General features: G+C 61.5%; 20 protein-coding genes and 1 tRNA gene. All 21 read right to left on the reverse strand.

All coding sequences use genetic code 11. The annotated features are described in order from the left end of the window. Positions 1–6 precede the first annotated feature (6 nt). A complete protein-coding gene (locus AWB67_RS07110) occupies positions 7–1,203 on the reverse strand; it encodes an acyl-CoA dehydrogenase family protein (protein ID WP_087655544.1) in 1,197 nt (398 codons plus the stop codon). A 57-nt stretch (positions 1,204–1,260) separates the two neighbouring features. Further along, a complete protein-coding gene (locus tag AWB67_RS07115; RefSeq protein ID WP_087655545.1) occupies positions 1,261–1,710 on the reverse strand; it encodes a DUF1178 family protein in 450 nt (149 codons plus the stop codon). Positions 1,711–1,914: 204 nt separating this feature from the next. Next, positions 1,915–2,514, reverse strand: a complete 600-nt coding sequence (locus AWB67_RS07120; RefSeq protein WP_087655546.1) for an NUDIX domain-containing protein — start codon at positions 2,512–2,514, stop codon at positions 1,915–1,917. A 41-nt stretch (positions 2,515–2,555) separates the two neighbouring features. Next, positions 2,556–2,858: a DUF2818 family protein gene (locus tag AWB67_RS07125; protein ID WP_087655547.1), complete on the reverse strand. Its 303-nt coding sequence runs from the start codon at positions 2,856–2,858 to the stop codon at positions 2,556–2,558. After that, entirely contained in the window at positions 2,858–4,330 is a 1,473-nt protein-coding gene (nuoN, locus tag AWB67_RS07130) for an NADH-quinone oxidoreductase subunit NuoN (protein ID WP_087655548.1), read from the reverse strand. The genes AWB67_RS07125 and nuoN overlap by 1 nt, the downstream gene beginning before the upstream one ends. 25 nt (positions 4,331–4,355) lie before the next feature. Continuing rightward, positions 4,356–5,846 carry an NADH-quinone oxidoreductase subunit M gene (locus AWB67_RS07135; RefSeq protein ID WP_087655549.1) on the reverse strand — a complete coding sequence of 497 codons (1,491 nt, stop codon included), beginning with the start codon at positions 5,844–5,846 and terminating at the stop codon, positions 4,356–4,358. A 13-nt stretch (positions 5,847–5,859) separates the two neighbouring features. Then, entirely contained in the window at positions 5,860–7,920 is a 2,061-nt protein-coding gene (gene nuoL / locus AWB67_RS07140) for an NADH-quinone oxidoreductase subunit L (protein WP_087655550.1), read from the reverse strand. A gap of 17 nt (positions 7,921–7,937) precedes the next feature. Continuing rightward, positions 7,938–8,243 (reverse strand): NADH-quinone oxidoreductase subunit NuoK, encoded by a 306-nt coding sequence (gene nuoK, locus AWB67_RS07145; protein WP_007588140.1) that lies wholly within the window; start codon positions 8,241–8,243, stop codon positions 7,938–7,940. A 19-nt stretch (positions 8,244–8,262) separates the two neighbouring features. Then, positions 8,263–8,952: an NADH-quinone oxidoreductase subunit J gene (locus tag AWB67_RS07150; RefSeq protein WP_087655551.1), complete on the reverse strand. Its 690-nt coding sequence runs from the start codon at positions 8,950–8,952 to the stop codon at positions 8,263–8,265. Positions 8,953–9,109: 157 nt separating this feature from the next. Then, on the reverse strand, positions 9,110–9,598 hold the full coding sequence (gene nuoI / locus AWB67_RS07155; protein ID WP_062637266.1) for an NADH-quinone oxidoreductase subunit NuoI: 489 nt from the start codon (positions 9,596–9,598) through the stop codon (positions 9,110–9,112). 18 nt (positions 9,599–9,616) lie between these two features. Continuing rightward, positions 9,617–10,681 carry an NADH-quinone oxidoreductase subunit NuoH gene (gene nuoH / locus AWB67_RS07160; RefSeq protein ID WP_087655552.1) on the reverse strand — a complete coding sequence of 355 codons (1,065 nt, stop codon included), beginning with the start codon at positions 10,679–10,681 and terminating at the stop codon, positions 9,617–9,619. After that, positions 10,682–13,021, reverse strand: a complete 2,340-nt coding sequence (gene nuoG / locus AWB67_RS07165; RefSeq protein WP_087655553.1) for an NADH-quinone oxidoreductase subunit NuoG — start codon at positions 13,019–13,021, stop codon at positions 10,682–10,684. Between the two features lie 30 nt (positions 13,022–13,051). After that, the gene (nuoF, locus tag AWB67_RS07170) at positions 13,052–14,374 is read right to left on the reverse strand and encodes an NADH-quinone oxidoreductase subunit NuoF (protein WP_087655554.1); all 1,323 of its coding nucleotides are present in this window, start codon (positions 14,372–14,374) and stop codon (positions 13,052–13,054) included. Beyond that, positions 14,371–14,856, reverse strand: coding sequence for an NADH-quinone oxidoreductase subunit NuoE (gene nuoE, locus AWB67_RS07175; RefSeq protein ID WP_087655555.1), 486 nt, complete (start codon positions 14,854–14,856; stop codon positions 14,371–14,373). Before nuoE ends, nuoF begins: the two co-directional genes overlap by 4 nt. 147 nt (positions 14,857–15,003) lie before the next feature. Beyond that, positions 15,004–16,257, reverse strand: a complete 1,254-nt coding sequence (locus AWB67_RS07180) for an NADH-quinone oxidoreductase subunit D (protein WP_087655556.1) — start codon at positions 16,255–16,257, stop codon at positions 15,004–15,006. A gap of 9 nt (positions 16,258–16,266) precedes the next feature. Beyond that, positions 16,267–16,869, reverse strand: a complete 603-nt coding sequence (locus AWB67_RS07185; RefSeq protein ID WP_087655557.1) for an NADH-quinone oxidoreductase subunit C — start codon at positions 16,867–16,869, stop codon at positions 16,267–16,269. 19 nt (positions 16,870–16,888) lie between these two features. Continuing rightward, positions 16,889–17,368, reverse strand: coding sequence for a NuoB/complex I 20 kDa subunit family protein (locus AWB67_RS07190; protein ID WP_087655712.1), 480 nt, complete (start codon positions 17,366–17,368; stop codon positions 16,889–16,891). Positions 17,369–17,429: 61 nt separating this feature from the next. Then, entirely contained in the window at positions 17,430–17,789 is a 360-nt protein-coding gene (locus AWB67_RS07195; RefSeq protein ID WP_087655558.1) for an NADH-quinone oxidoreductase subunit A, read from the reverse strand. Positions 17,790–17,962: 173 nt separating this feature from the next. Continuing rightward, positions 17,963–18,047 (reverse strand) — tRNA-Leu (locus tag AWB67_RS07200). A 127-nt stretch (positions 18,048–18,174) separates the two neighbouring features. Continuing rightward, a complete protein-coding gene (secG, locus tag AWB67_RS07205; protein WP_087655559.1) occupies positions 18,175–18,540 on the reverse strand; it encodes a preprotein translocase subunit SecG in 366 nt (121 codons plus the stop codon). 77 nt (positions 18,541–18,617) lie between these two features. Beyond that, positions 18,618–19,391 carry a triose-phosphate isomerase gene (gene tpiA, locus AWB67_RS07210; protein WP_087655560.1) on the reverse strand — a complete coding sequence of 258 codons (774 nt, stop codon included), beginning with the start codon at positions 19,389–19,391 and terminating at the stop codon, positions 18,618–18,620. Between the last annotated feature and the right edge of the window lie 114 nt (positions 19,392–19,505).

Here is a 19,505-nt window from a genome sequence, read left to right on the forward strand (position 1 = left end):
CGCTCCTCAGAGTCCGAGAATCATCTGCGCGATGATGTTCTTTTGAATTTCGTTCGAGCCGCCGTAGATCGAGGTCTTGCGGAAGTTGAAGTAGTACGCGGCGATCGGCGCGGCGTCGTCGTCGCCGGCGATGCTGTGTTCGCGCTCGCTTTCGAGGAACGCGGGATCGAACGCGGCAGCCTGCGGGCCGATCGCTTCGAACATCAGTTCGGTCAGCGCCTGCTGGACTTCAGTGCCCTTGATCTTCAGCATCGATGCTTCCGGCCCCGGCCCGCGCCCGCTCGTCTCGCTTGCGACGACGCGCTGCACGGTCACCTCCAGCGCCATCATTTCGATTTCGAGCGCGGCGATCTTCGCGGCGAAGACCGGGTCATGCAGCAGCGGCCGGCCTTGCTTCCTCTGCTTGAGCGCGAGGTGCTTCAGGAACACGAGCTCACGCTTCGACTGCCCGACGCGCGCAATGCCCGTGCGCTCGTGGCCGAGCAGATACTTCGCGTAAGTCCAGCCGCGATTCTCTTCGCCGACGAGGTTTTCGACCGGCACTTCCACATCATCGAAGAACACTTCGTTGACTTCGTGATCTTCATCGAGCGTGATGATCGGACGCACGGTGATGCCCGGCGTCTTCATGTCGATCAGAAGGAACGAGATGCCCTCCTGCTTCTTCGCAGCGGGATCGGTGCGCACGAGGCAGAACATCATGTCGGCGTGCTGGCCGAGCGTGGTCCAGGTCTTCTGGCCGTTGACGACGTAGTGATCGCCCCGGCGATCGGCGCGCGTCCTGAGCGACGCGAGGTCGGAGCCCGAACCCGGCTCGGAATAGCCCTGGCACCACCAGTCGGACCCATCGAGGATGCGCGGCAGATAGTGGGCTTTCTGCGCGTCGCTGCCGTATTTCATCAGCACGGGCGCCACCATCGATACCCCGAACGGCAACACGCTGGGCGCGCCGACGCGCGCGCATTCTTCATCCCAAATGTGGCGCTGGGTGGCGTCCCAGCCCGGACCGCCGTACTCCTTCGGCCACGCGACCACCGACCAGCCTCGCGCGCCGAGCAGCTTGTGCCAGCTCGCGAAGTCGTCGCGGTTCAGTCGCTTGTGGTGGAGTACCTTGTCGCGCAGTGCGTGCGGCAAGTGGGCTTCGAGCCAGGCGCGGATGTCGGCGCGAAAGGCGTCGTCGGCAAGGGAATAGTTCAGGTCCATGCTCAGTGTCTCCTGTCATGGCCCGCAATCGACCACGTTGGAGACGCCGCGCGATGATTACTGCAGCGGCTCTTTCAGTGCGGCCGGAACGGGCAGCGGCATCACGTCAATGCCTTCTTCGAGCAAGGCGTGCGCATCTTCGGGCGTCGTGACGCCGCGAATGTTGCGTGACGGCGCTTCGTTGTAGTGAATGCGCCGCGCTTCCTCGGCAAAGCGGTCGCCCACGTTCTCAGTCTTTTCAAGGACCTCGCGCAGGAACTGCAGCGCACGCGCCTGGACCGCGGCCGGATCGACCTTGTCGCCGCTCGCTCGGGGAGGTGGCGCAACGTCGTTCCGGCTCGACGACAAGTTCAGGCGCGGCGCCGAAGGCATGCGGCTCACCTCGGCCGTCGAGCAAACCGGACATGCGACCAGTCCACGCGACAACTGCGATTCGAACTCTTCCGTCGAAGCGAACCAGCCTTCAAAACGATGTTCGTGCGAGCACTTTAAATCGAGGACCTTCATGCTGATCGGAGCTTTGGCTGAGTGTATCTCAAAATCTCGTTTTTGGAACGATCGTTCGTAAAAACGCATTGGCGTGACGGATCTGGAAAACCCGCACGGTGGAGGAATGATTCTAGCCTGTCGGCTCAGCGTCTGCCGAACGTGCGTCCGGAAACGACAAAGCGGCCCTGACGGCCGCTTTGCGTGAGTTGTCGATCGTCGAGATCAGGCGTCGATCGGATCGCCGAGTTTCCACTCGCCCGACAGGATTTTTTCGACCCAGAACGCGCCGATGATCGTCTTCACGTCGCTGATCTTGCCGCTCTTGACCCATTCGGCGAGCTGCGCCTGCGTCGCGACGAAGGTCTCGAGGAACTCGCCGTCGTCGAGCTTGCTTTCGCCTTCCGTCAAACCGCGCGCGAGGTAGAGATCGATGAACTCCGTCGAATACGAAATGACCGGATGAACGCGCGTCAGGAAAAACCAGTCGCGCGCCGTATAGCCCGTCTCTTCCTGCAGCTCGCGCTTCGCGCAAGCGAGTTCGTCCTCGTCCGGATCGAGCTTGCCGGCGGGGAATTCGAGCAGAACCTTCCCGATCGGATAGCGAAACTGGCGTTCGAGCAGCACGCGGCCGTCGTCGTACATCGGTAGGATCATCACGGCGCCCGGATGCTCGACGTATTCGCGCGTCGCGTGCTTGCCGTCGGGCAATTCGACCGTGTCGCACTTGAGCGTCAGGAACTTGCCTTCGTGAACGGTCACGCTTTCGACCGTCTTTTCGATGAGGCCGTCGTCGCTGTCGGGAAGAGAGAAATGGTCAGCCATCGTGCGCCCTATGCGAATGAGCCACGACAGCGGATGCGCTGTCAGCGGCGTTTGACGAGGTATTGATACGTGAAGCCGGGAAACGCGAGCACGACGAACAGGCTGAAGGTGATGGCGTAGAACTGCCAGCCCTGTTCGAAGCGATTGCCCGCGCGCGCTTCAAGCATAAAGCCGAGCGCGCCCACGACAAAATAAAGGACGATCAGCTCGGCGATGCGGATCCAGGCATTCTTCTTCGCTGCCTTGGCCTTGATTGGCACGACAGCGAAGAGACGCTGGTTCAGAAACGGAAGGTTGGCGCCGACGAGCGCCAACAACACGATAAACCAGCCCGCAGCCGACATCAGAACGAGAGCGTATGCGTGATCGCCGTGAGACACGCCGACATCAGCGGACCCGGAACCAGGCCGAGCACGAGCACGGCGAGTCCGTTGAACGCCAGCAGACCACGGTTCAGGCTGCCCGCGACGATCGGCGAAGCGTCCTGCGGTGCGTCGAAGTACATCAGCTTCACGATGCGCAGGTAGTAGAACGCGCCCACCAGCGACGTGATCACAGCCAGTACGGCGAGCCACGTGAGGCCGGCGTTCATCGTCGCTTCGAGGACGGCGAGCTTCGCGTAGAAGCCGACCGTCGGCGGGATGCCGGCGAGCGAGAACATCATCACCATCATCACGAACGCGAACACGGGGCTGCGCTGGTTCAGGCCCTTGAAGTCGTCGAGCGTTTCGGCTTCGAAGTCGCGGCGCGCGAGCAGCATCACCACGCCGAACGTGCCCAGCGTCGTCACCAGATAGATGATGCTGTAGAACATCGCGGAGCTATATGCGCCGGCCGCGCCGGTCAGCTTGCCGTCGACCACGCCCGCGAGCAAACCGAGCAGCACGAAACCCATGTTCGAGATGGCCGAGTAAGCCAGCATCCGCTTGATGTTCTTCTGCACGATACCGGTCACGTTGCCGACGATCAGCGACAGCGCCGCGAGGATCACCAGCATCTCCTGCCAGTCGACGGCGAGCGGCAACAAACCCATCACCAGGAAGCGCAAACCCCACGCGAACGCCGCGACCTTCGGGCCACCGCCAGTGAGGAGCGTCATCGCGGTCGGTGCGCCTTGATACACGTCCGGCACCCACATGTGGAACGGCACCGCGCCCATCTTGAACGCCACACCGGCCACGACGAAGATCACGCCGAAGAGCAGCACGGCATCGTTGATACGGCCCGATGCGACCGCCTTCAGCACTTCGTTCAACTCCAGCGAACCGGTCGCGCCGTACAGCATCGAAATGCCGTAGAGCAGAAAACCGGAAGCCAGCGCGCCGAGCACGTAGTACTTCATCGCCGATTCGTTAGCCTGCGGCGAGTCCTTGCGCAGCGCGATCACCGCGTACAGCGAAAGCGACATCAGTTCGAGGCCGAGATACAGCATCAGGAAGTTGTTGCCCGAGATCATCACGCACTGGCCGAGCAGCGAGAAAAGACCGAGCAGGAAGAAGTCGCCGCGGAACAGGTCGCGGTCTTCGAGATACTTCTTCGAATAGATCACTGTTACCGCATAACCGAGGCACACCACCGCTTTCATCGCGCTCGCGAACGAGTCGACGACGTACATGCGCGAGAAGTAGTAATGCGGCACCGGATCGAGCGCGACGAACGCGAACCACACGCCAACGACGAGCGTCGACAGCACGGCGATCAGGTACGTGACGCGACGGCTCGGCGGTCCGAAGATCGTGTCGTTCAACCAGGCCACGACGATCGCGAGCATCAGGATCGTGTCGGGCAACAGGGCACTCATAGGGGCGTTTTGCATGATCTTTTAGTTCCTCCGCACGACGTTACTGGGTGAGCGGCAGCTTCGACTGCGCGACGTGGGAGAGGAGGTTTGCCACGGATTCGTGCATCACATCGGTAAAGGGCTTCGGATAGAGACCCATGTACAGCGTGAAGATCGCGAGCACGGACAGCATCAGGATTTCGCGCTTGTTGATGTCCGTGAGCTTCGCGACGTGGTCGTTCGTGACCGCGCCAAAGTGCACGCGCTTGTACATCCACAGCGTGTAGGCTGCGCCGAGGATCAGCGTAAACGTGGCGAGGAAGCCGATCCAGAAGTTGTACTTGACGGCAGCCAGGATCACCATGAACTCGCCGACAAAACCCGACGTGCCCGGCAGGCCGCAATTGGCCATCGCGAAGAGCATCGAGAACGCGGCGAACTTCGGCATCGTGTTCACGACGCCGCCGTAGTCCGCGATTTCGCGCGAGTGGACGCGGTCATAGAGCACGCCGATCGAAAGGAACATCGCGCCCGACACGAAGCCGTGCGAGATCATCTGAATGATTGCGCCTTCCGCGCCGAGCTGGCTGAAGATGAAGAAGCCGAGCGTGACGAAGCCCATGTGCGCAATCGACGAATACGCGACGAGCTTCTTCATGTCCGTCTGCACGAGCGCGACGAGACCAATGTAGATCACCGCGATCAGCGACAGCGTGATCACCACGGGCGCGAGGAAATGGCTCGCGTCCGGTGCGATCGGCATCGAGAAGCGCAGGAAACCGTATGCGCCGAGCTTCAGCATGATCGCGGCCAGCACAACAGAGCCGCCTGTCGGCGCTTCCACGTGGGCGTCGGGCAACCACGTGTGGACCGGCCACATCGGCACTTTCACGGCAAACGCAAGGAAGAACGCGATAAACAGCAGCACCTGCGGCGTGAAGCCGATCTTCGCGGCTTGCCATGTAGCAAGGTCGAACGTGTGCGTCTGCGTGTACAGGTACAGGAGCGCGATCAGCATCAGCAGCGAGCCCATCAGCGTGTACAGGAAGAACTTGAACGCCGCGTACACGCGGTTCGGTCCACCCCACACGCCGATGATGATGTACATCGGAATCAGCGTCGCTTCGAAGAACACGTAGAAGAGCATGCCGTCGGCGGTCGAGAACACGCCGACCATGATGCCCGACAGGATCAGGAAGGCCGCGAAGTATTGCGCGACGCGCGTCGTGATCACTTCCCAGCCCGCGATTACGACGATCACCGTAATGAGCGCGGTCAGCACCACAAACCACATCGAGATGCCGTCCACGCCGAGGTGATACGTGATGTTGAAGCGTTCGATCCAGTTCGCCTGTTCGACGAACTGCAGCGCGGCCGTCGACGAATCGAAGCCGGTGATGAGCGGAATCGTGACGAGCAGCCCGAGGATCGAGCCGATCAGCGCGACCCAGCGCGCGGGCGCGGGGTTGGTATCGGAGCCAACAGCCAGGACCAGGACGCCGAATACGATCGGCAACCAGATCGCGACACTGAGAATCGGAAAAGAGTGCATAGGGTCCCTCGCCTTATTTGCCGCCGAGCGTTACAAACAGGGTCAAGAGCCCCAACATGCCGATAATCATGGCGAACGCGTAGTGATAGATGTAACCAGATTGAAGGAAGCGGATCACGCCGGCAAACCAGCCGACGAACCGCGCACTGCCGTTGACGATACCGTCGATGACGGCGACGTCGCCCTCCTTCCAGAGTCCGCGGCCAATCGCGACCGCGCCCTTTGCAAAGACGACTTCGTTGATCTTGTCGAAGTAGTACTTGTTGTCGAGCAGCGCGTAGACGCCCGGGAAACGTGCGCGGATCTTGCCCGGCAGGTCCGTGCGCTTCAGGTACAGGAACCACGCGACGACCACGCCCGCAAGCGCCAGCCACACCGGCAGGCCCGAGAGCGAATGCACCGCCATCGCCGCCCAGCCGTGGAATTCCTCGGCCATCTCGTGCAGTGCCGGATGGTTCTCGCCGATGAAGATGACTTTCTCGAACACGACGCCGTGCGCGAAGAAATCGCCGTACAGCAACGGGCCGATCGCGATCGCGCCGATCACCACCGACGGAATCGCCAGCAGCACGAGCGGCAACCAGACCACCCACGGCGTTTCGTGCGGTACGTGCGCGTGGCCGTGATCGTCATGACCGTGACCATGATCGTCGTGACCGTGGCCGTGCGCCGCTTCGATCGCCATCGGAGATTCCGGATGCTTCGGACCGCGGAAGCGCTCCTCACCGTGGAAGACCATGAAATACATGCGGAACGAGTACAGCGCCGTGACGAACACGCTCGCCACCACCGCAAAGTACGCGAAGCCCGAACCCGGAAGATGCGACAGCTTCACCGCATCGATGATCGAATCCTTCGAATAGAAGCCCGAGAAGAACGGCGTGCCGATCAGCGCGAGCGACCCGATCAGCGACGTGATCCACGTGATCGGCATGTACTTGCGCAGGCCGCCCATGTTGCGGATGTCCTGGTCGTGGTGCATGCCGATGATCACCGAGCCCGCGCCGAGGAACAGCAGCGCCTTGAAAAATGCGTGCGTCGCGAGGTGGAACACCGCCACCGGATACGCCGACACCCCGAGCGCCACCGTCATGTAGCCGAGCTGCGACAGCGTCGAGTAAGCGACGACGCGCTTGATGTCGTTCTGCACGACGCCGAGGAAGCCCATGAAGAGTGCGGTGATCGCGCCGATCACCGTGACGAACGACAGCGCCGCGTCCGAGTGCTCGAAGAGCGGCGACATGCGTGTCACCATGAAGATGCCGGCCGTCACCATCGTTGCCGCGTGGATCAGTGCGGAGATCGGCGTCGGGCCTTCCATCGAATCCGGCAGCCACACATGCAGCGGGAACTGCGCCGACTTGCCCATTGCGCCGATGAAGAGGCAGATACACGCGACGGTCAGCAGGCCCCAGTCGGTGCCCGGGAGGGTCATGCCCACGAGTTGCGTGCCTTGCGCGAAGACGTCGCCGTAGTTGAGCGAGCCGCCGAACGCGAGCAGCAGGCCGATGCCAAGCAGGAACCCGAAGTCGCCGACGCGGTTCACGATGAACGCCTTCATGTTCGCGTAGATCGCGCTTTCGCGGGTGTAGTAGAAGCCGATCAGCAGGTACGACACGAGACCCACCGCTTCCCAGCCGAAGAAGAGCTGCAGGAAGTTGTTGCTCATCACGAGCATCAGCATCGAGAACGTGAAGAGCGAGATGTACGAGAAAAAGCGCTCGTAGCCGTCGTCTTCGGCCATGTAGCCGATCGTGTAGATGTGCACCATCAGCGAGACGAAGGTCACGATGACCATCATCATCGCGGTCAGCGAATCGACGAGGAAGCCGATTTCCATCTTCAGCGAGCCGACGTTCATCCATTGATAGATGGTGGCGTTGAAGCTCGCGCCCTTCATCACGTCGACGAGCACGATCGCAGACAGCACGAACGAGATCATCACGCTGAGAATGGTCACGCGATGCGAGCCCTTGCGCCCTACCGCTTTCCCGAACAGCCCGGCGATCAGCGAGCCGGCTAGCGGCGCCAGCGGAATCGCGAGCAGAAGGTTTTCATTGAGTGTCGTGGACATAACAGCCTAGCCTGAATTTAACCTTTGAGCTGATCGAGATCCTCGACGTTGATCGTGTCGAGGCTACGGAACAGGGTCACGAGAATCGCGAGACCGATCGCCGCTTCGGCGGCGGCCACGGTCAACACGAAGAACACGAAGATCTGGCCGTGCACATCGCCGAGATAGTGTGAGAACGCGACAAAATTGGTGTTCACCGCGAGCAGCATCAGTTCGATCGCCATCAGGATGATGATCACGTTGCGGCGGTTCAGGAAAATCCCGACGATGCTGATCGCGAAAAGGATCGCGCCGAGCACGAGGTAATGGGCAAGACTCAACATTTTCTTCTCTCCTTCTCGCTCAGCCTTTATTGTCGACCGTGCCCGCGCCGACATTGCCGGTCACCGGGGGATTGGTCGCCGCATCGGGCGCTTCCGTTTCGGACTTCATCTTGACGAGGCGCACGCGATCCGACGCGCGCACTTTCACCTGTTCGCTGATCGTCTGACGCTTGTTGTCCTTCTTCTCGCGGAGCGTGAGCGCGATCGCCGCGATGATCGCGACCAGCAGGATCAGGCCCGCGATTTCGAACGCGAAGATGTAGTCGGTGTAGATGACCTTGCCGATGAGGCGCGTGTTCGACATCGCCGCCCCGCCGCCGACGCCCGCGCCCGCCGTCACGTCATGCACCGGCGTGACCGTCGCGCCGAAGCCGTGCCAGAGGATCAGCGCGGTCTCGATGATGATGATCGCGCCGACGATGCTCGCGAGCGGCACGAACTTCTTGAAGTCGCGGTGCAGCTCGTCGAGGTTGATGTCGAGCATCATGACCACAAACAGGAACAGCACCATCACGGCGCCCACATAGACGAGAACCAGCAGGATCGCGAGGAATTCGGCCTGGAGCAGCATCCAGATCGCGGCCGCGTTGAAGAACGCGAGCACGAGGAACAGCGCGGATGCCACCGGATTGCGCGAAGTGATCACCTTCAGCGCCGACACGGTCAGCAACAGCGCGAAGATATAGAACAGTACGGTCGTGAATTCCATGATTACCGGTTCATCGTTAGGCCATCATCAGGCATTGTGTTGTGACGCGGGCGCTGGCCTGCGCCGCGTTTGCAGCGCACCCGGCGCGCGGGCCGGAACAGCAGGTGTCATCGTTTCGAGCGGGGACTTCGTTCTGATTCTTCCCCGCGCCAGCAGGTCAGCGGTAAGGCGCGTCGGCCGCCTTCGATGCCGCGATTTCCGTCTCGTAACGGTCACCGACTGCCAGCAGCATGTCCTTCGTGAAATACAGGTCACCGCGCTTTTCGCCGTGATACTCGAGGATGTGCGTCTCGACGATCGAATCGACCGGGCAGCTTTCTTCGCAGAATCCGCAGAAGATACACTTGGTCAGGTCGATGTCGTAGCGTGTCGTGCGGCGGGTGTTGTCGGCGCGCGTCTCGGATTCGATCGTGATCGCGAGCGCCGGGCACACCGCTTCGCACAGCTTGCACGCGATGCAGCGCTCTTCGCCGTTCTCGTAGCGGCGCAGCGCGTGCAGGCCGCGAAAGCGCGGGGAAATCGGCGTCTTCTCCTCCGGGAACTGCACGGTGATCTTGCGCTGGAACGTGTAGCGTCCCGTCAGCGCGAGGCCCTTGAGCAGCTCGGTCAGGAAGAAGGTCTTAAAAAAATTCTGAATTGCGGTCATGGTTAGTTCATCCGCCCATTATTTCCAGATGTTCAGCGGCGACATGATCCAGAAGCCGACCACCACCACCCACACTACCGACACCGGCAAGAACACCTTCCAGCCGAGGCGCATGATCTGGTCGTAGCGGTAGCGCGGAAACGTTGCGCGCGCCCAGATGAACACCGACAGCAGAAGGAAAACCTTCAGCAAGAACCAGAAGAAGCCGGGAATGAACGACAGGAAGCCGAACGGCGCGTCCCAGCCGCCGAGGAACAGCGTCGTCGCGATCGCCGAGATCACGATCATGTTGATGTACTCGGCGAGGAAGAAGAGCGCGAACGCCATGCCAGAGTAGTCGATCATGTGACCCGCGACGATTTCCGACTCGCCTTCCACCACGTCGAACGGGTGACGGTTCGTTTCCGCGATGCCCGAGATGAAGTACACGACGAACATCGGCAGGAGCGGCAGCCAGTTCCACGACAGGAAGTTGACGCCGAAGCCGGCGAAGATGCCACGCTGCTGCGACGTCACGATCTCCGACATGTTCAGCGACCCGGCCACCATCAGCACGACGACGAGCGCGAAGCCCATCGAGATTTCGTACGAGACCATCTGCGCTGCGGCGCGCATCGCGCCGAGGAACGCGTACTTCGAATTCGACGCCCAGCCGGCGAGAATCACGCCGTACACGCCAACCGACGAAATCGCCATCACGTAGAGCAGGCCCGCGTTGACGTCGCCGAGCACCGCCTTCGCCTGGAACGGAATCACCGCCCACACGGCGAACGCCGGGACCACGGTCATGACGGGCGCGATCAGGTAGATCCACTTGCTCGCCTGGCTCGGCTGAATCACTTCCTTCAGCAGGAGCTTCAGCACGTCGGCAATAGGCTGCAGCAAGCCCATCGGACCGACGCGGTTCGGCCCCAGACGCACGTGCATCCAGCCGATGAGCTTGCGTTCCCAAAGGATCAGGTACGCCACGCACAGCAGGATGACGACGGAGACCACCAGGATGCGGACCAGCGCCCACACCGTCGGCCATGCGACGCCGAGAATCTGCGTGCCGCCCGCGTTGATCGTATCGAACAAGCCCATTTACGCCTTCTCCACTACCAGTTCACCGAACAAGCCGCCGAGCGCGGCGCCAGCAGCCGTCCCCGCCGACACGCGGACCACCGTTTCCGCCAGGTTCGCATCGCGAACCGCCGGCAGGACCACCGAGAGGTTGCCTTGAGCGACGCGTACCGCGTCGCCGTTCTTGAGGCCGAGCTTGTCGAAGAGCGACGTCGGCAACGCGGCGACGTTCGCATCGCGCGCGGCGGCCGTCAGATGCAGCGATTCCGCGCGGCGCGAAAGCGCGTCGGCGTGGTAGATCGGCACATCGGCGAGGCGCTCGAACTTGCCTGCTTGCGTCGTGGTCGTCGCCGTCTTGCGCGCCGGTGCGACGTTCGTCTTGTTCGACAGTTGCGCCGTCAGGTCGCCCGTGCCGAGCGCGGCATTGCGCACTTCTTCGGCGGTATCGAACTCGAAGCCCGGCAGGCCGAGCACGCTGCCCAGCACGCGCAGGACCTTCCAGCCCGGACGCGTCTCGCCGAGCGGTCGCACGATGCCGTTGAACGACTGCGCGGTGCCTTCGGCATTGACGAACGTGCCCGACGTCTCCGAGAACGGCGCGATCGGCAAGAGCACGTCGGCGTAGTCCGCGCCGTGCTTGAACGCCGACAGCGCGACGACCATCTCCGCCTGCTTCAACGCGGCGAGCGCTTGCGCGGGGTTCGCGGTATCGAATTCGGGTTCGACGTTCAGGAGCACGTAGCCCTTGCGGGGCTGCTCGAACACTTCGCGCGCGTTCAGGCCGCCCTCGCCCGGCAATGCATCGACGAGATGCGCGCCGACCGTGTTTGCTGCTTCCGTCAGGAAGCCGAGCGTTGCGCCGGTGTTGTCGGCGATCCACTGGGCCGCCGCTTGAATCTGCGCGAAATCAGGATGTTGGACCGCGCTGTTGCCGAGCAGCACGACGCGCTTTTCGCCCGCCGACAGCGATGCCGCCACGTCCTTCGCCGCCGCCGACACTTCGCGCCCGGCGAACGCTTCCGGCAACGCGACGCCGCGTCCTTCGGCCACCGCTGCCGCGATGCCCGCGAGCTGTTCGAGCCACGCCGACGGCGCCGCGACCACGCGATGCGCGGCCGGAATAAGCGAGTCGTCATTGCTGGCGTGCAGGAACGTCAGTTTCGCGCCGCTCTTCGCGGCCTGACGCAGGCGCGCGGCGAACAGCGGATGATCGCGTCGCAGGAACGAGCCGATGACGAACGCGGTATCGATATTCGACAGATCCGCGATCTTCACACCGAGCCACGGCGCACCGACGCCCGCGGGCGCCGAGAAATCGCTCTGGCGCAGACGGAAATCGATGTTCGGCGTGCCGACGCCTTCAGCCAGTTGCTTCAGCAGATACAGCTCTTCGACCGTGCTGTGCGGCGTAGCCAGCAACGCGACGGCGTCGGCGCCGTGATCAGCCTTGATGCCCTTGAAACCCTTCGCGACGTATTCCAGCGCCGTCTGCCAGTCCGTCTCGAGCCACTTGCCGTCTTGCTTGAGCATCGGCGTCGTGAGACGGTCGGCGCCGTTGAGCGCTTCGTACGAGAAACGGTCCTTGTCCGAAATCCAGCATTCGTTGATGGATTCGTTTTCCATCGGCAGGACGCGCATCACGCGGTTGTTCTTCACCTGCACGACGAGGTTCGCGCCGACGGAATCGTGCGGGCTCACCGACTTGCGGCGCGACAGTTCCCACGTCCGCGCACTGTAGCGGAACGGCTTGCTTGTGAGCGCGCCGACCGGGCACAGGTCGATCATGTTGCCCGACAGCTCGGAATCGACCGTCTTGCCGACGAACGACGTGATCTCCGAATGCTCGCCGCGACCCAGCATGCCGAGTTCCATCACGCCGGCGACTTCCTGGCCGAAGCGAACGCAGCGCGTGCAGTGGATGCAGCGCGTCATTTCTTCCATCGAGATCAGCGGACCGACGTTCTTATGAAACACGACGCGCTTCTCTTCGTTATAACGCGACTGCGACTTGCCATAACCGACGGCCAAGTCCTGCAACTGGCATTCGCCGCCCTGATCGCAGATCGGGCAATCGAGCGGGTGGTTGATCAGCAGGAACTCCATCACGGACTGCTGCGCCTTCACGGCCTTGTCCGACGTCGTGCGCACGATCATGCCCGCCGACACCGGCGTCGCACAGGCGGGCACGGCCTTCGGCATCTTCTCGACTTCGACGAGACACATCCGGCAGTTCGCCGCGATCGACAGCTTCTTGTGATAGCAGAAGTGAGGAATGTACGTATCGACCTTGTGCGCAGCCTGGATCACCATGCTGCCCTCAGGCACCTCTACCGTCTTGCCGTCAATTTCTAGTTCAACCATGATGGGGAATGGTCCTTAACCTTTTTTCGCTCACGCGGTAAGCGCTTCGGACGTCGCGTGGTGCGCGTGTCCGCCGACGAGACAATGCTTGTGCTCGACGTGATATTCGAATTCGTTCCAGAAATGCTTGAGCATGCCGCGCACCGGCATCGCGGCCGCGTCGCCGAGGGCGCAAATCGTGCGGCCCATGATGTTTTCGGCCACCGAGTTCAGCAGATCCAGATCTTCCTTGCGGCCAAGACCGTGTTCGATACGATGCACGACGCGATACAGCCAGCCCGTGCCTTCGCGGCACGGCGTGCACTGACCGCACGATTCCTCGTAGTAGAAGTACGACAGGCGCAAGAGCGAACGCACCATGCAGCGCGTTTCGTTCATCACGATCACCGCGCCGGAACCAAGCATCGAGCCGGCCTTCGCGATCGAGTCGTAGTCCAGGTCGGTGGCGAGCATCATGTCGCCCGGCACGACCGGCGCCGACGATCCACCCGGAATCACAGCCTTGATCGACTGGCCGCGCACGCCGCCCGCGAGTTCCATCAGCGTCGAGAACGGCGTGCCGAGCGGAATCTCGTAATTACCCGGACGATTGACGTCGCCCGAGATCGAGAAGATCTTCGTGCCGCCGTTGTTCGGCTTGCCTAGTTCGAGGTAATTCTGCGGGCCGATTTCCAGCAGGAAAGGCACGGCAGCAAACGTCTCGGTGTTGTTGATCGTGGTCGGCTTGCCGTACACGCCAAAGCTCGCCGGGAACGGCGGCTTGAAGCGCGGCTGGCCCTTCTTGCCTTCGAGCGATTCGAGCAATGCCGTTTCTTCGCCGCAGATGTACGCGCCGTAACCATGGTGCGCGTGAAGCTCGAACGAGAAACCCGAGCCCAGGATGTTCGCGCCGAGATACCCGGCCGCGCGCGCTTCTTCGAGCGCCGCTTCGAACACCTTGTAGGTTTCCCAGATTTCGCCGTGAATATAGTTGTAGCCGACGGTGATGCCCATCGCATACGCGCCGATCGCCATGCCTTCGATCAGCGAATGCGGATTCCAGCGCAGGATGTCGCGATCCTTGAACGTGCCCGGCTCGCCTTCGTCCGAATTGCAGACGAGATACTTCTGCCCCGGAAACTGGCGCGGCATGAAGCTCCACTTGAGGCCGGTCGGGAAGCCCGCACCGCCGCGGCCACGCAAGCCCGACGCCTTCACATCGGCGATCACCTGCTCAGGCGGAATCTTCTCTTCGAGGATACGGCGCAACTGCTTGTAGCCGCCGCGCGCGACGTAGTCTTCGAGATGCCAGTTCTCGCCGTTCAGGCCAGCGAGGATCAGCGGTTTGATGTGACGATCGTGGAGAGACGTCATTTCGAAAGTTCCTCGATCAACTGGTCGATCTTCTCGCGGCTCATGAAGCTGCACATGCGATGGTTGTTCACCAGCAGGACCGGCGCATCGCCGCACGAGCCGAAGCACTCGCCTTCCTTCAAGGTGAACTTGCCATCGGCGGTGGTTTCGCCAAAGTCGATGCCGAGCTTCTGCTTCAGATATTGCGCCGCGCTGTCCGAGCCGCCGTCCGGGCCAAGCTGACACGGCAGGTTGGTGCACAGCGTGATCTTGTGCGTGCCGACCGGCGACGTCTCGTACATGGTGTAGAACGTCGCGACTTCCTGCACGGCGACGGCCGGCATGCCGAGATAGTCGGCGACGAACTGCATCAGCTCGGGCGACAGCCAGCCGTGCTCTTCTTGAGCGGTAGCCAGCGCCGACATCACCGCGGATTGCTTCTGCTCCGCGGGATATTTCGCGATCGCACGATCGATTTCTTTCAGGCCTTCAGCTGAGATCATTTTCAGACACGACTCTTTCAATTCCTACCGAACGAAAACCTGCCGCGCCCTTCTTGTTGCGGCAGACCTGGCGTCCTGCTGTTGCTTGTTCGCTCGGTGTCCGCGGCGTTGAAGTCAGCGCGCGTCTCGCCAAGCGACCGAATTTGATCAGCGATCGATCTCGCCGAACACGATGTCCTGCGTCCCGATGATCGTCACGGCATCGGCGATCATGTGGCCGCGCGCCATTTCGTCGAGCGACGCGAGGTGCGCGTAACCGGGCGCGCGAATCTTGAGGCGATACGGCTTGTTCGCGCCATCCGAAATCAGGTAGATGCCGAACTCGCCCTTCGGATGCTCGACCGCGGCGTACGTCTCGCCTTCCGGCACGTGAAAACCTTCCGTGAAGAGCTTGAAGTGGTGAATCAGCTCTTCCATGTTGGTCTTCATGCCCACGCGCGACGGCGGTGCAATCTTGTGATTGTCGATCATTACCGGACCGGGGTTCTTGCGCAGCCACTCGATACACTGCTTCGCGATGCGAGTCGATTGACGCATTTCCTCGACACGCACCAGGTAACGGTCATAGCAATCGCCGTTCACGCCAACCGGGATATCGAAATCGAGTTGGTCATACACTTCATACGGCTGCTTCTTGCGCAAATCCCACTCGATTCCCGAGCCGCGCAGCATCGCGCCCGTCATGCCGAGCTGCATCGCGCGCTCCGGGCTCACCACGCCGATACCGACCAGACGCTGCTTCCAGATGCGGTTGTCGGTCAGAAGCGTCTCATACTCGTCAACGCAATGCGGGAAACGGTTGAAGAAATCATCGATGAAGTCGAGCAGCGACCCTTGGCGGGTCTCGTTCATCTTCGAAAGCGCCTTCGCATTGCGAATCTTGGACGCCTTGTATTGCGGCATTGCGTCAGGCAGGTCGCGATACACGCCGCCCGGACGATAGTACGCCGCGTGCATCCGCGCGCCCGACACGGCTTCGTACACGTCCATCAGGTCTTCGCGCTCGCGGAACGCGTACAGGAAGACCGCCATCGCGCCGACGTCGAGCGCGTGCGAGCCGATCCACATGAGGTGGTTCAGCACGCGCGTGATTTCGTCGAACAGCACGCGGATGTACTTCGCGCGCACCGGCACGTCGACGCCGAGCAGCTTTTCGATCGCCATCACGTAGCCGTGCTCGTTGACCATCATCGACACGTAGTCGAGACGGTCCATGTACGGCACCGACTGGATGAACGTCTTCGTTTCGGCGAGCTTCTCGGTCGCGCGATGCAGCAGGCCGATGTGCGGATCGGCGCGCTGGATCACTTCGCCGTCGAGTTCGAGCACGAGGCGCAGCACGCCGTGCGCTGCCGGATGTTGCGGGCCAAAATTCAGCGTGTAGTTCTTGATCTCTGCCATGGCGTTCTCTTAGTGTTTCAGACCGCCATAGCGATCTTCGCGGATCACGCGCGGCGTGATTTCGCGCGGCTCGATCGTCACTGGCTGGTAGACCACGCGCTTCTCTTCCGGGTCGTAGCGCATTTCGACATAGCCCGACACCGGGAAGTCCTTGCGGAACGGATGGCCGATGAAACCGTAGTCGGTGAGAATGCGGCGCAGGTCGGGGTGACCTTCGAAGACTATGCCGTAGAGGTCGAACGCTTCGCGCTCGTACCAGTTCGACGACGACCAGACGTCGACCACAGACGGCACGATCGGCACTTCGTCGTCCGGTGCGAACACGCGCACGCGCAGACGCCAGTTGTTCGAGATCGACAGAAGATGGAGCACGGCGGCGAAACGCGGGCCTTCGTACGCGCCTTCGCCATAGGTCGAGTAATCGACGCCGCACAGATCGACGAGTTGTTCGAAGCCGAGCTTGCGATCGTCGCGCAGTTGCAGCGCGACGTCGGCGTAGTTGCTCGCCTTGACGACGACCGTCAGTTGCCCAAGCGCCTCGGTGATGCTCTGGAGGCGGTCGCCAAACGCCGCCTCGAGGTTCGCTTTAAGGGTCTCGAGTTTGCTTGCCATAATTGGGGAGGCTCAGGCCTTATGTACGAGCGATGGTGTTGGTGCGGCGAATCTTCGCTTGCAACTGGATCACGCCGTACACCAGCGCTTCCGCCGTCGGCGGACAGCCCGGCACATAGACGTCGACCGGAACGATCCGGTCGCAGCCGCGCACGACGGAATACGAGTAGTGGTAGTAGCCACCGCCGTTCGCACAGGAACCCATCGAGATTACCCAGCGAGGCTCGGCCATCTGGTCGTAGACCTTGCGCAGCGCGGGCGCCATCTTGTTGCACAGCGTGCCGGCGACGATCATCACGTCGGACTGGCGCGGGCTCGGACGGAACACCACGCCAAAACGGTCGAGGTCGTAGCGGGCGGCGCCCGCATGCATCATCTCAACCGCGCAACACGCGAGACCGAACGTCATCGGCCAAAGGGAGCCGGTGCGCGTCCAGTTGATCAGTTTGTCAGCCGTAGTGGTGACAAACCCTTCCTTCAAGACCCCTTCGATACTCATTTGCTTTCCACTCCAGATGAGCAGCCAGCCAAAGCCGCCCATGAATCCGGTGATTTAACTGTCATTCCCAGTCGAGACCGCCCTTTCTCCAGATGTAGGCGAATCCGAGCAAAAATTCGAGCAGAAAAATCATCATGGCCATGAAACCCGGCCAGCCGATGTCGCGCAGGGCGACGCCCCACGGGAACAGGAAAGCCGTTTCAAGGTCGAAAATAATGAACAGAATGGCGACGAGATAGTAACGCACGTCAAATTTCATACGGGCGTCTTCGAAGGCTTCGAAGCCGCATTCGTACGGTGCGTTCTTTTCGGTGTCAGGCCTGTTGGGACCGAGGATCTTGCCGATACTGACCAACGCTATGCCTAAACCGGTGCCCACGAGCAGGAACAACAAGACGGGGTAGTAGGGTGCGAGGTTCAAGGCTATCCTCAAATCGGTTGGGTCAGTTAATTGATACGTGCGTTTCTTCCGGGACAGACCACCCGGCCAAGAATTTCGCTTCGGATCGCTCACGAACACAATCGGATCGTAAGCATACTCCAGAAGTGACAATGCCAGCCGAAGCGATGCATGCGGCTGGCATTGGATAACTTTGGTGCCGACGGCGAGACTCGAACTCGCACAGCTTTCGCCACTACCCCCTCAAGATAGCGTGTCTACCAATTTCACCACGTCGGCACTGTCTTGCAATCCGGGAAAACAACTTGTTATCGCTGCGAATCGCTTCAAGACTTGAATTATAACTGGGCCCAACAGTTTGTTCAACGCACAAAAAGCGAATTTCGCGAAAAATTTAATTCGGCACTTATTTGGGCACGTCAGCGCCCGGCGCGGACGAAACGACAGGCGCGGAAGCCGGCGCCGATCCAGCGACAGCCGCCGAAGCAGGTGCCGTAGCCGCGCCCGCCAGCACACCCGCCGACGCCTGCGGCTTGTAGCTGCCGAGATAGGTAAGCGCCAGCGTCGAGATAAAGAACACGGCAGCGAGAACCGCGGTCGTGCGCGAAAGGAAGTTCGCCGATCCCGTGGCGCCGAACAGGCTACCCGATGCGCCGCTGCCGAAAGCGGCGCCCATGTCGGCGCCCTTGCCATGCTGCAACAGCACCAGGCCGATAACGCCTAACGCCGACATCAACTGGACGACGATGATCAAAGTCTTCAAATACAGCATTTCTACTCACCCAAATCTTTAATGTTGACGCGACACCGATGCGTCGCGCTTCCTGCCACTGCTTCACGATTACCAGTTCAGTTCGACACGTCCTGTGCCGCCTGGCAAATCGCCAGAAAATCCTTCGACTTCAACGCCGCGCCGCCAATGAGCCCGCCGTCGATATCCTGCTGCGCGAACAATTCCTGTGCATTGTCCGCCTTGACGCTGCCGCCGTAGAGCAACGGCACGTCGGCGACCGATGCGCCCTTCTCCGCAAGCTTCGTCCGCAGGAACGCGTGAACCTGTTGCGCCTCAGCCGAACTCGCGCTCTTGCCCGTGCCGATCGCCCACACCGGTTCGTACGCGACGACGATCTTCGCCGCCTGCTCTTCCGTCAGCACGAGCAGCACCGCTTCGAGTTGCGTGCCAACAACCTGCTCCGTCACACCGGTGTCACGCTGCTCGAGCGTCTCGCCAACGCACACGATCGGCGTGAGACCCGCTTCCAGCGCGCGACGCGCCTTCACCGCGACGAGATCGGATGATTCACGATGATACGCACGCCGCTCCGAATGGCCGACGATCGCATAAGTCGCGCCGAAATCGACGGCCATTTCTGCTGCAACCTCACCGGTGTATGCGCCCTTCTCATACGCCGATACGTCCTGCACGCCCCAGGCGACAACCGATCCACCCAACAACGCCTGCGATTGCGACAAATACGGACACGGAATGCAAACACCGACCCGCACGCCCTTCTGCAAAGCCGACGCACCCGATGCCACCTCGGTCAACAGCGCGCCATTCTCCGCGAGCCGGCCGTGCATTTTCCAGTTTCCGACTACCAGTTTTGCTCGTTGTTTCGACATGTGTCTCGCCGCCCGGCCGCGCCGTTACGGAGTCTTGGTATGGTTTTCGGTGTGCGCGCCGATTTGTTCGATACCACGGCGCGCCGCGCAAATCGTCTGCAAAACGCACGATTT

It is taken from the genome of Caballeronia terrestris, assembly GCF_001544515.1.
GTDB classification, from domain to species: domain Bacteria; phylum Pseudomonadota; class Gammaproteobacteria; order Burkholderiales; family Burkholderiaceae; genus Caballeronia; species Caballeronia terrestris.

Coding starts and splice junctions, on each gene's coding strand:
- AWB67_RS07110 (WP_087655544.1), bottom strand. CDS start 1,203: ATGGACCTGAACTATTCCCTTGCCGACGACGCCTTTCGCGCCGACATC.
- AWB67_RS07115 (WP_087655545.1), bottom strand. CDS start 1,710: ATGAAGGTCCTCGATTTAAAGTGCTCGCACGAACATCGTTTTGAAGGC.
- AWB67_RS07120 (WP_087655546.1), bottom strand. CDS start 2,514: ATGGCTGACCATTTCTCTCTTCCCGACAGCGACGACGGCCTCATCGAA.
- AWB67_RS07125 (WP_087655547.1), bottom strand. CDS start 2,858: ATGTCGGCTGCGGGCTGGTTTATCGTGTTGTTGGCGCTCGTCGGCGCC.
- nuoN (WP_087655548.1), bottom strand. CDS start 4,330: ATGCAAAACGCCCCTATGAGTGCCCTGTTGCCCGACACGATCCTGATG.
- AWB67_RS07135 (WP_087655549.1), bottom strand. CDS start 5,846: ATGCACTCTTTTCCGATTCTCAGTGTCGCGATCTGGTTGCCGATCGTA.
- nuoL (WP_087655550.1), bottom strand. CDS start 7,920: ATGTCCACGACACTCAATGAAAACCTTCTGCTCGCGATTCCGCTGGCG.
- nuoK (WP_007588140.1), bottom strand. CDS start 8,243: ATGTTGAGTCTTGCCCATTACCTCGTGCTCGGCGCGATCCTTTTCGCG.
- AWB67_RS07150 (WP_087655551.1), bottom strand. CDS start 8,952: ATGGAATTCACGACCGTACTGTTCTATATCTTCGCGCTGTTGCTGACC.
- nuoI (WP_062637266.1), bottom strand. CDS start 9,598: ATGACCGCAATTCAGAATTTTTTTAAGACCTTCTTCCTGACCGAGCTG.
- nuoH (WP_087655552.1), bottom strand. CDS start 10,681: ATGGGCTTGTTCGATACGATCAACGCGGGCGGCACGCAGATTCTCGGC.
- nuoG (WP_087655553.1), bottom strand. CDS start 13,021: ATGGTTGAACTAGAAATTGACGGCAAGACGGTAGAGGTGCCTGAGGGC.
- nuoF (WP_087655554.1), bottom strand. CDS start 14,374: ATGACGTCTCTCCACGATCGTCACATCAAACCGCTGATCCTCGCTGGC.
- nuoE (WP_087655555.1), bottom strand. CDS start 14,856: ATGATCTCAGCTGAAGGCCTGAAAGAAATCGATCGTGCGATCGCGAAA.
- AWB67_RS07180 (WP_087655556.1), bottom strand. CDS start 16,257: ATGGCAGAGATCAAGAACTACACGCTGAATTTTGGCCCGCAACATCCG.
- AWB67_RS07185 (WP_087655557.1), bottom strand. CDS start 16,869: ATGGCAAGCAAACTCGAGACCCTTAAAGCGAACCTCGAGGCGGCGTTT.
- AWB67_RS07190 (WP_087655712.1), bottom strand. CDS start 17,368: ATGAGTATCGAAGGGGTCTTGAAGGAAGGGTTTGTCACCACTACGGCT.
- secG (WP_087655559.1), bottom strand. CDS start 18,540: ATGCTGTATTTGAAGACTTTGATCATCGTCGTCCAGTTGATGTCGGCG.
- tpiA (WP_087655560.1), bottom strand. CDS start 19,391: ATGTCGAAACAACGAGCAAAACTGGTAGTCGGAAACTGGAAAATGCAC.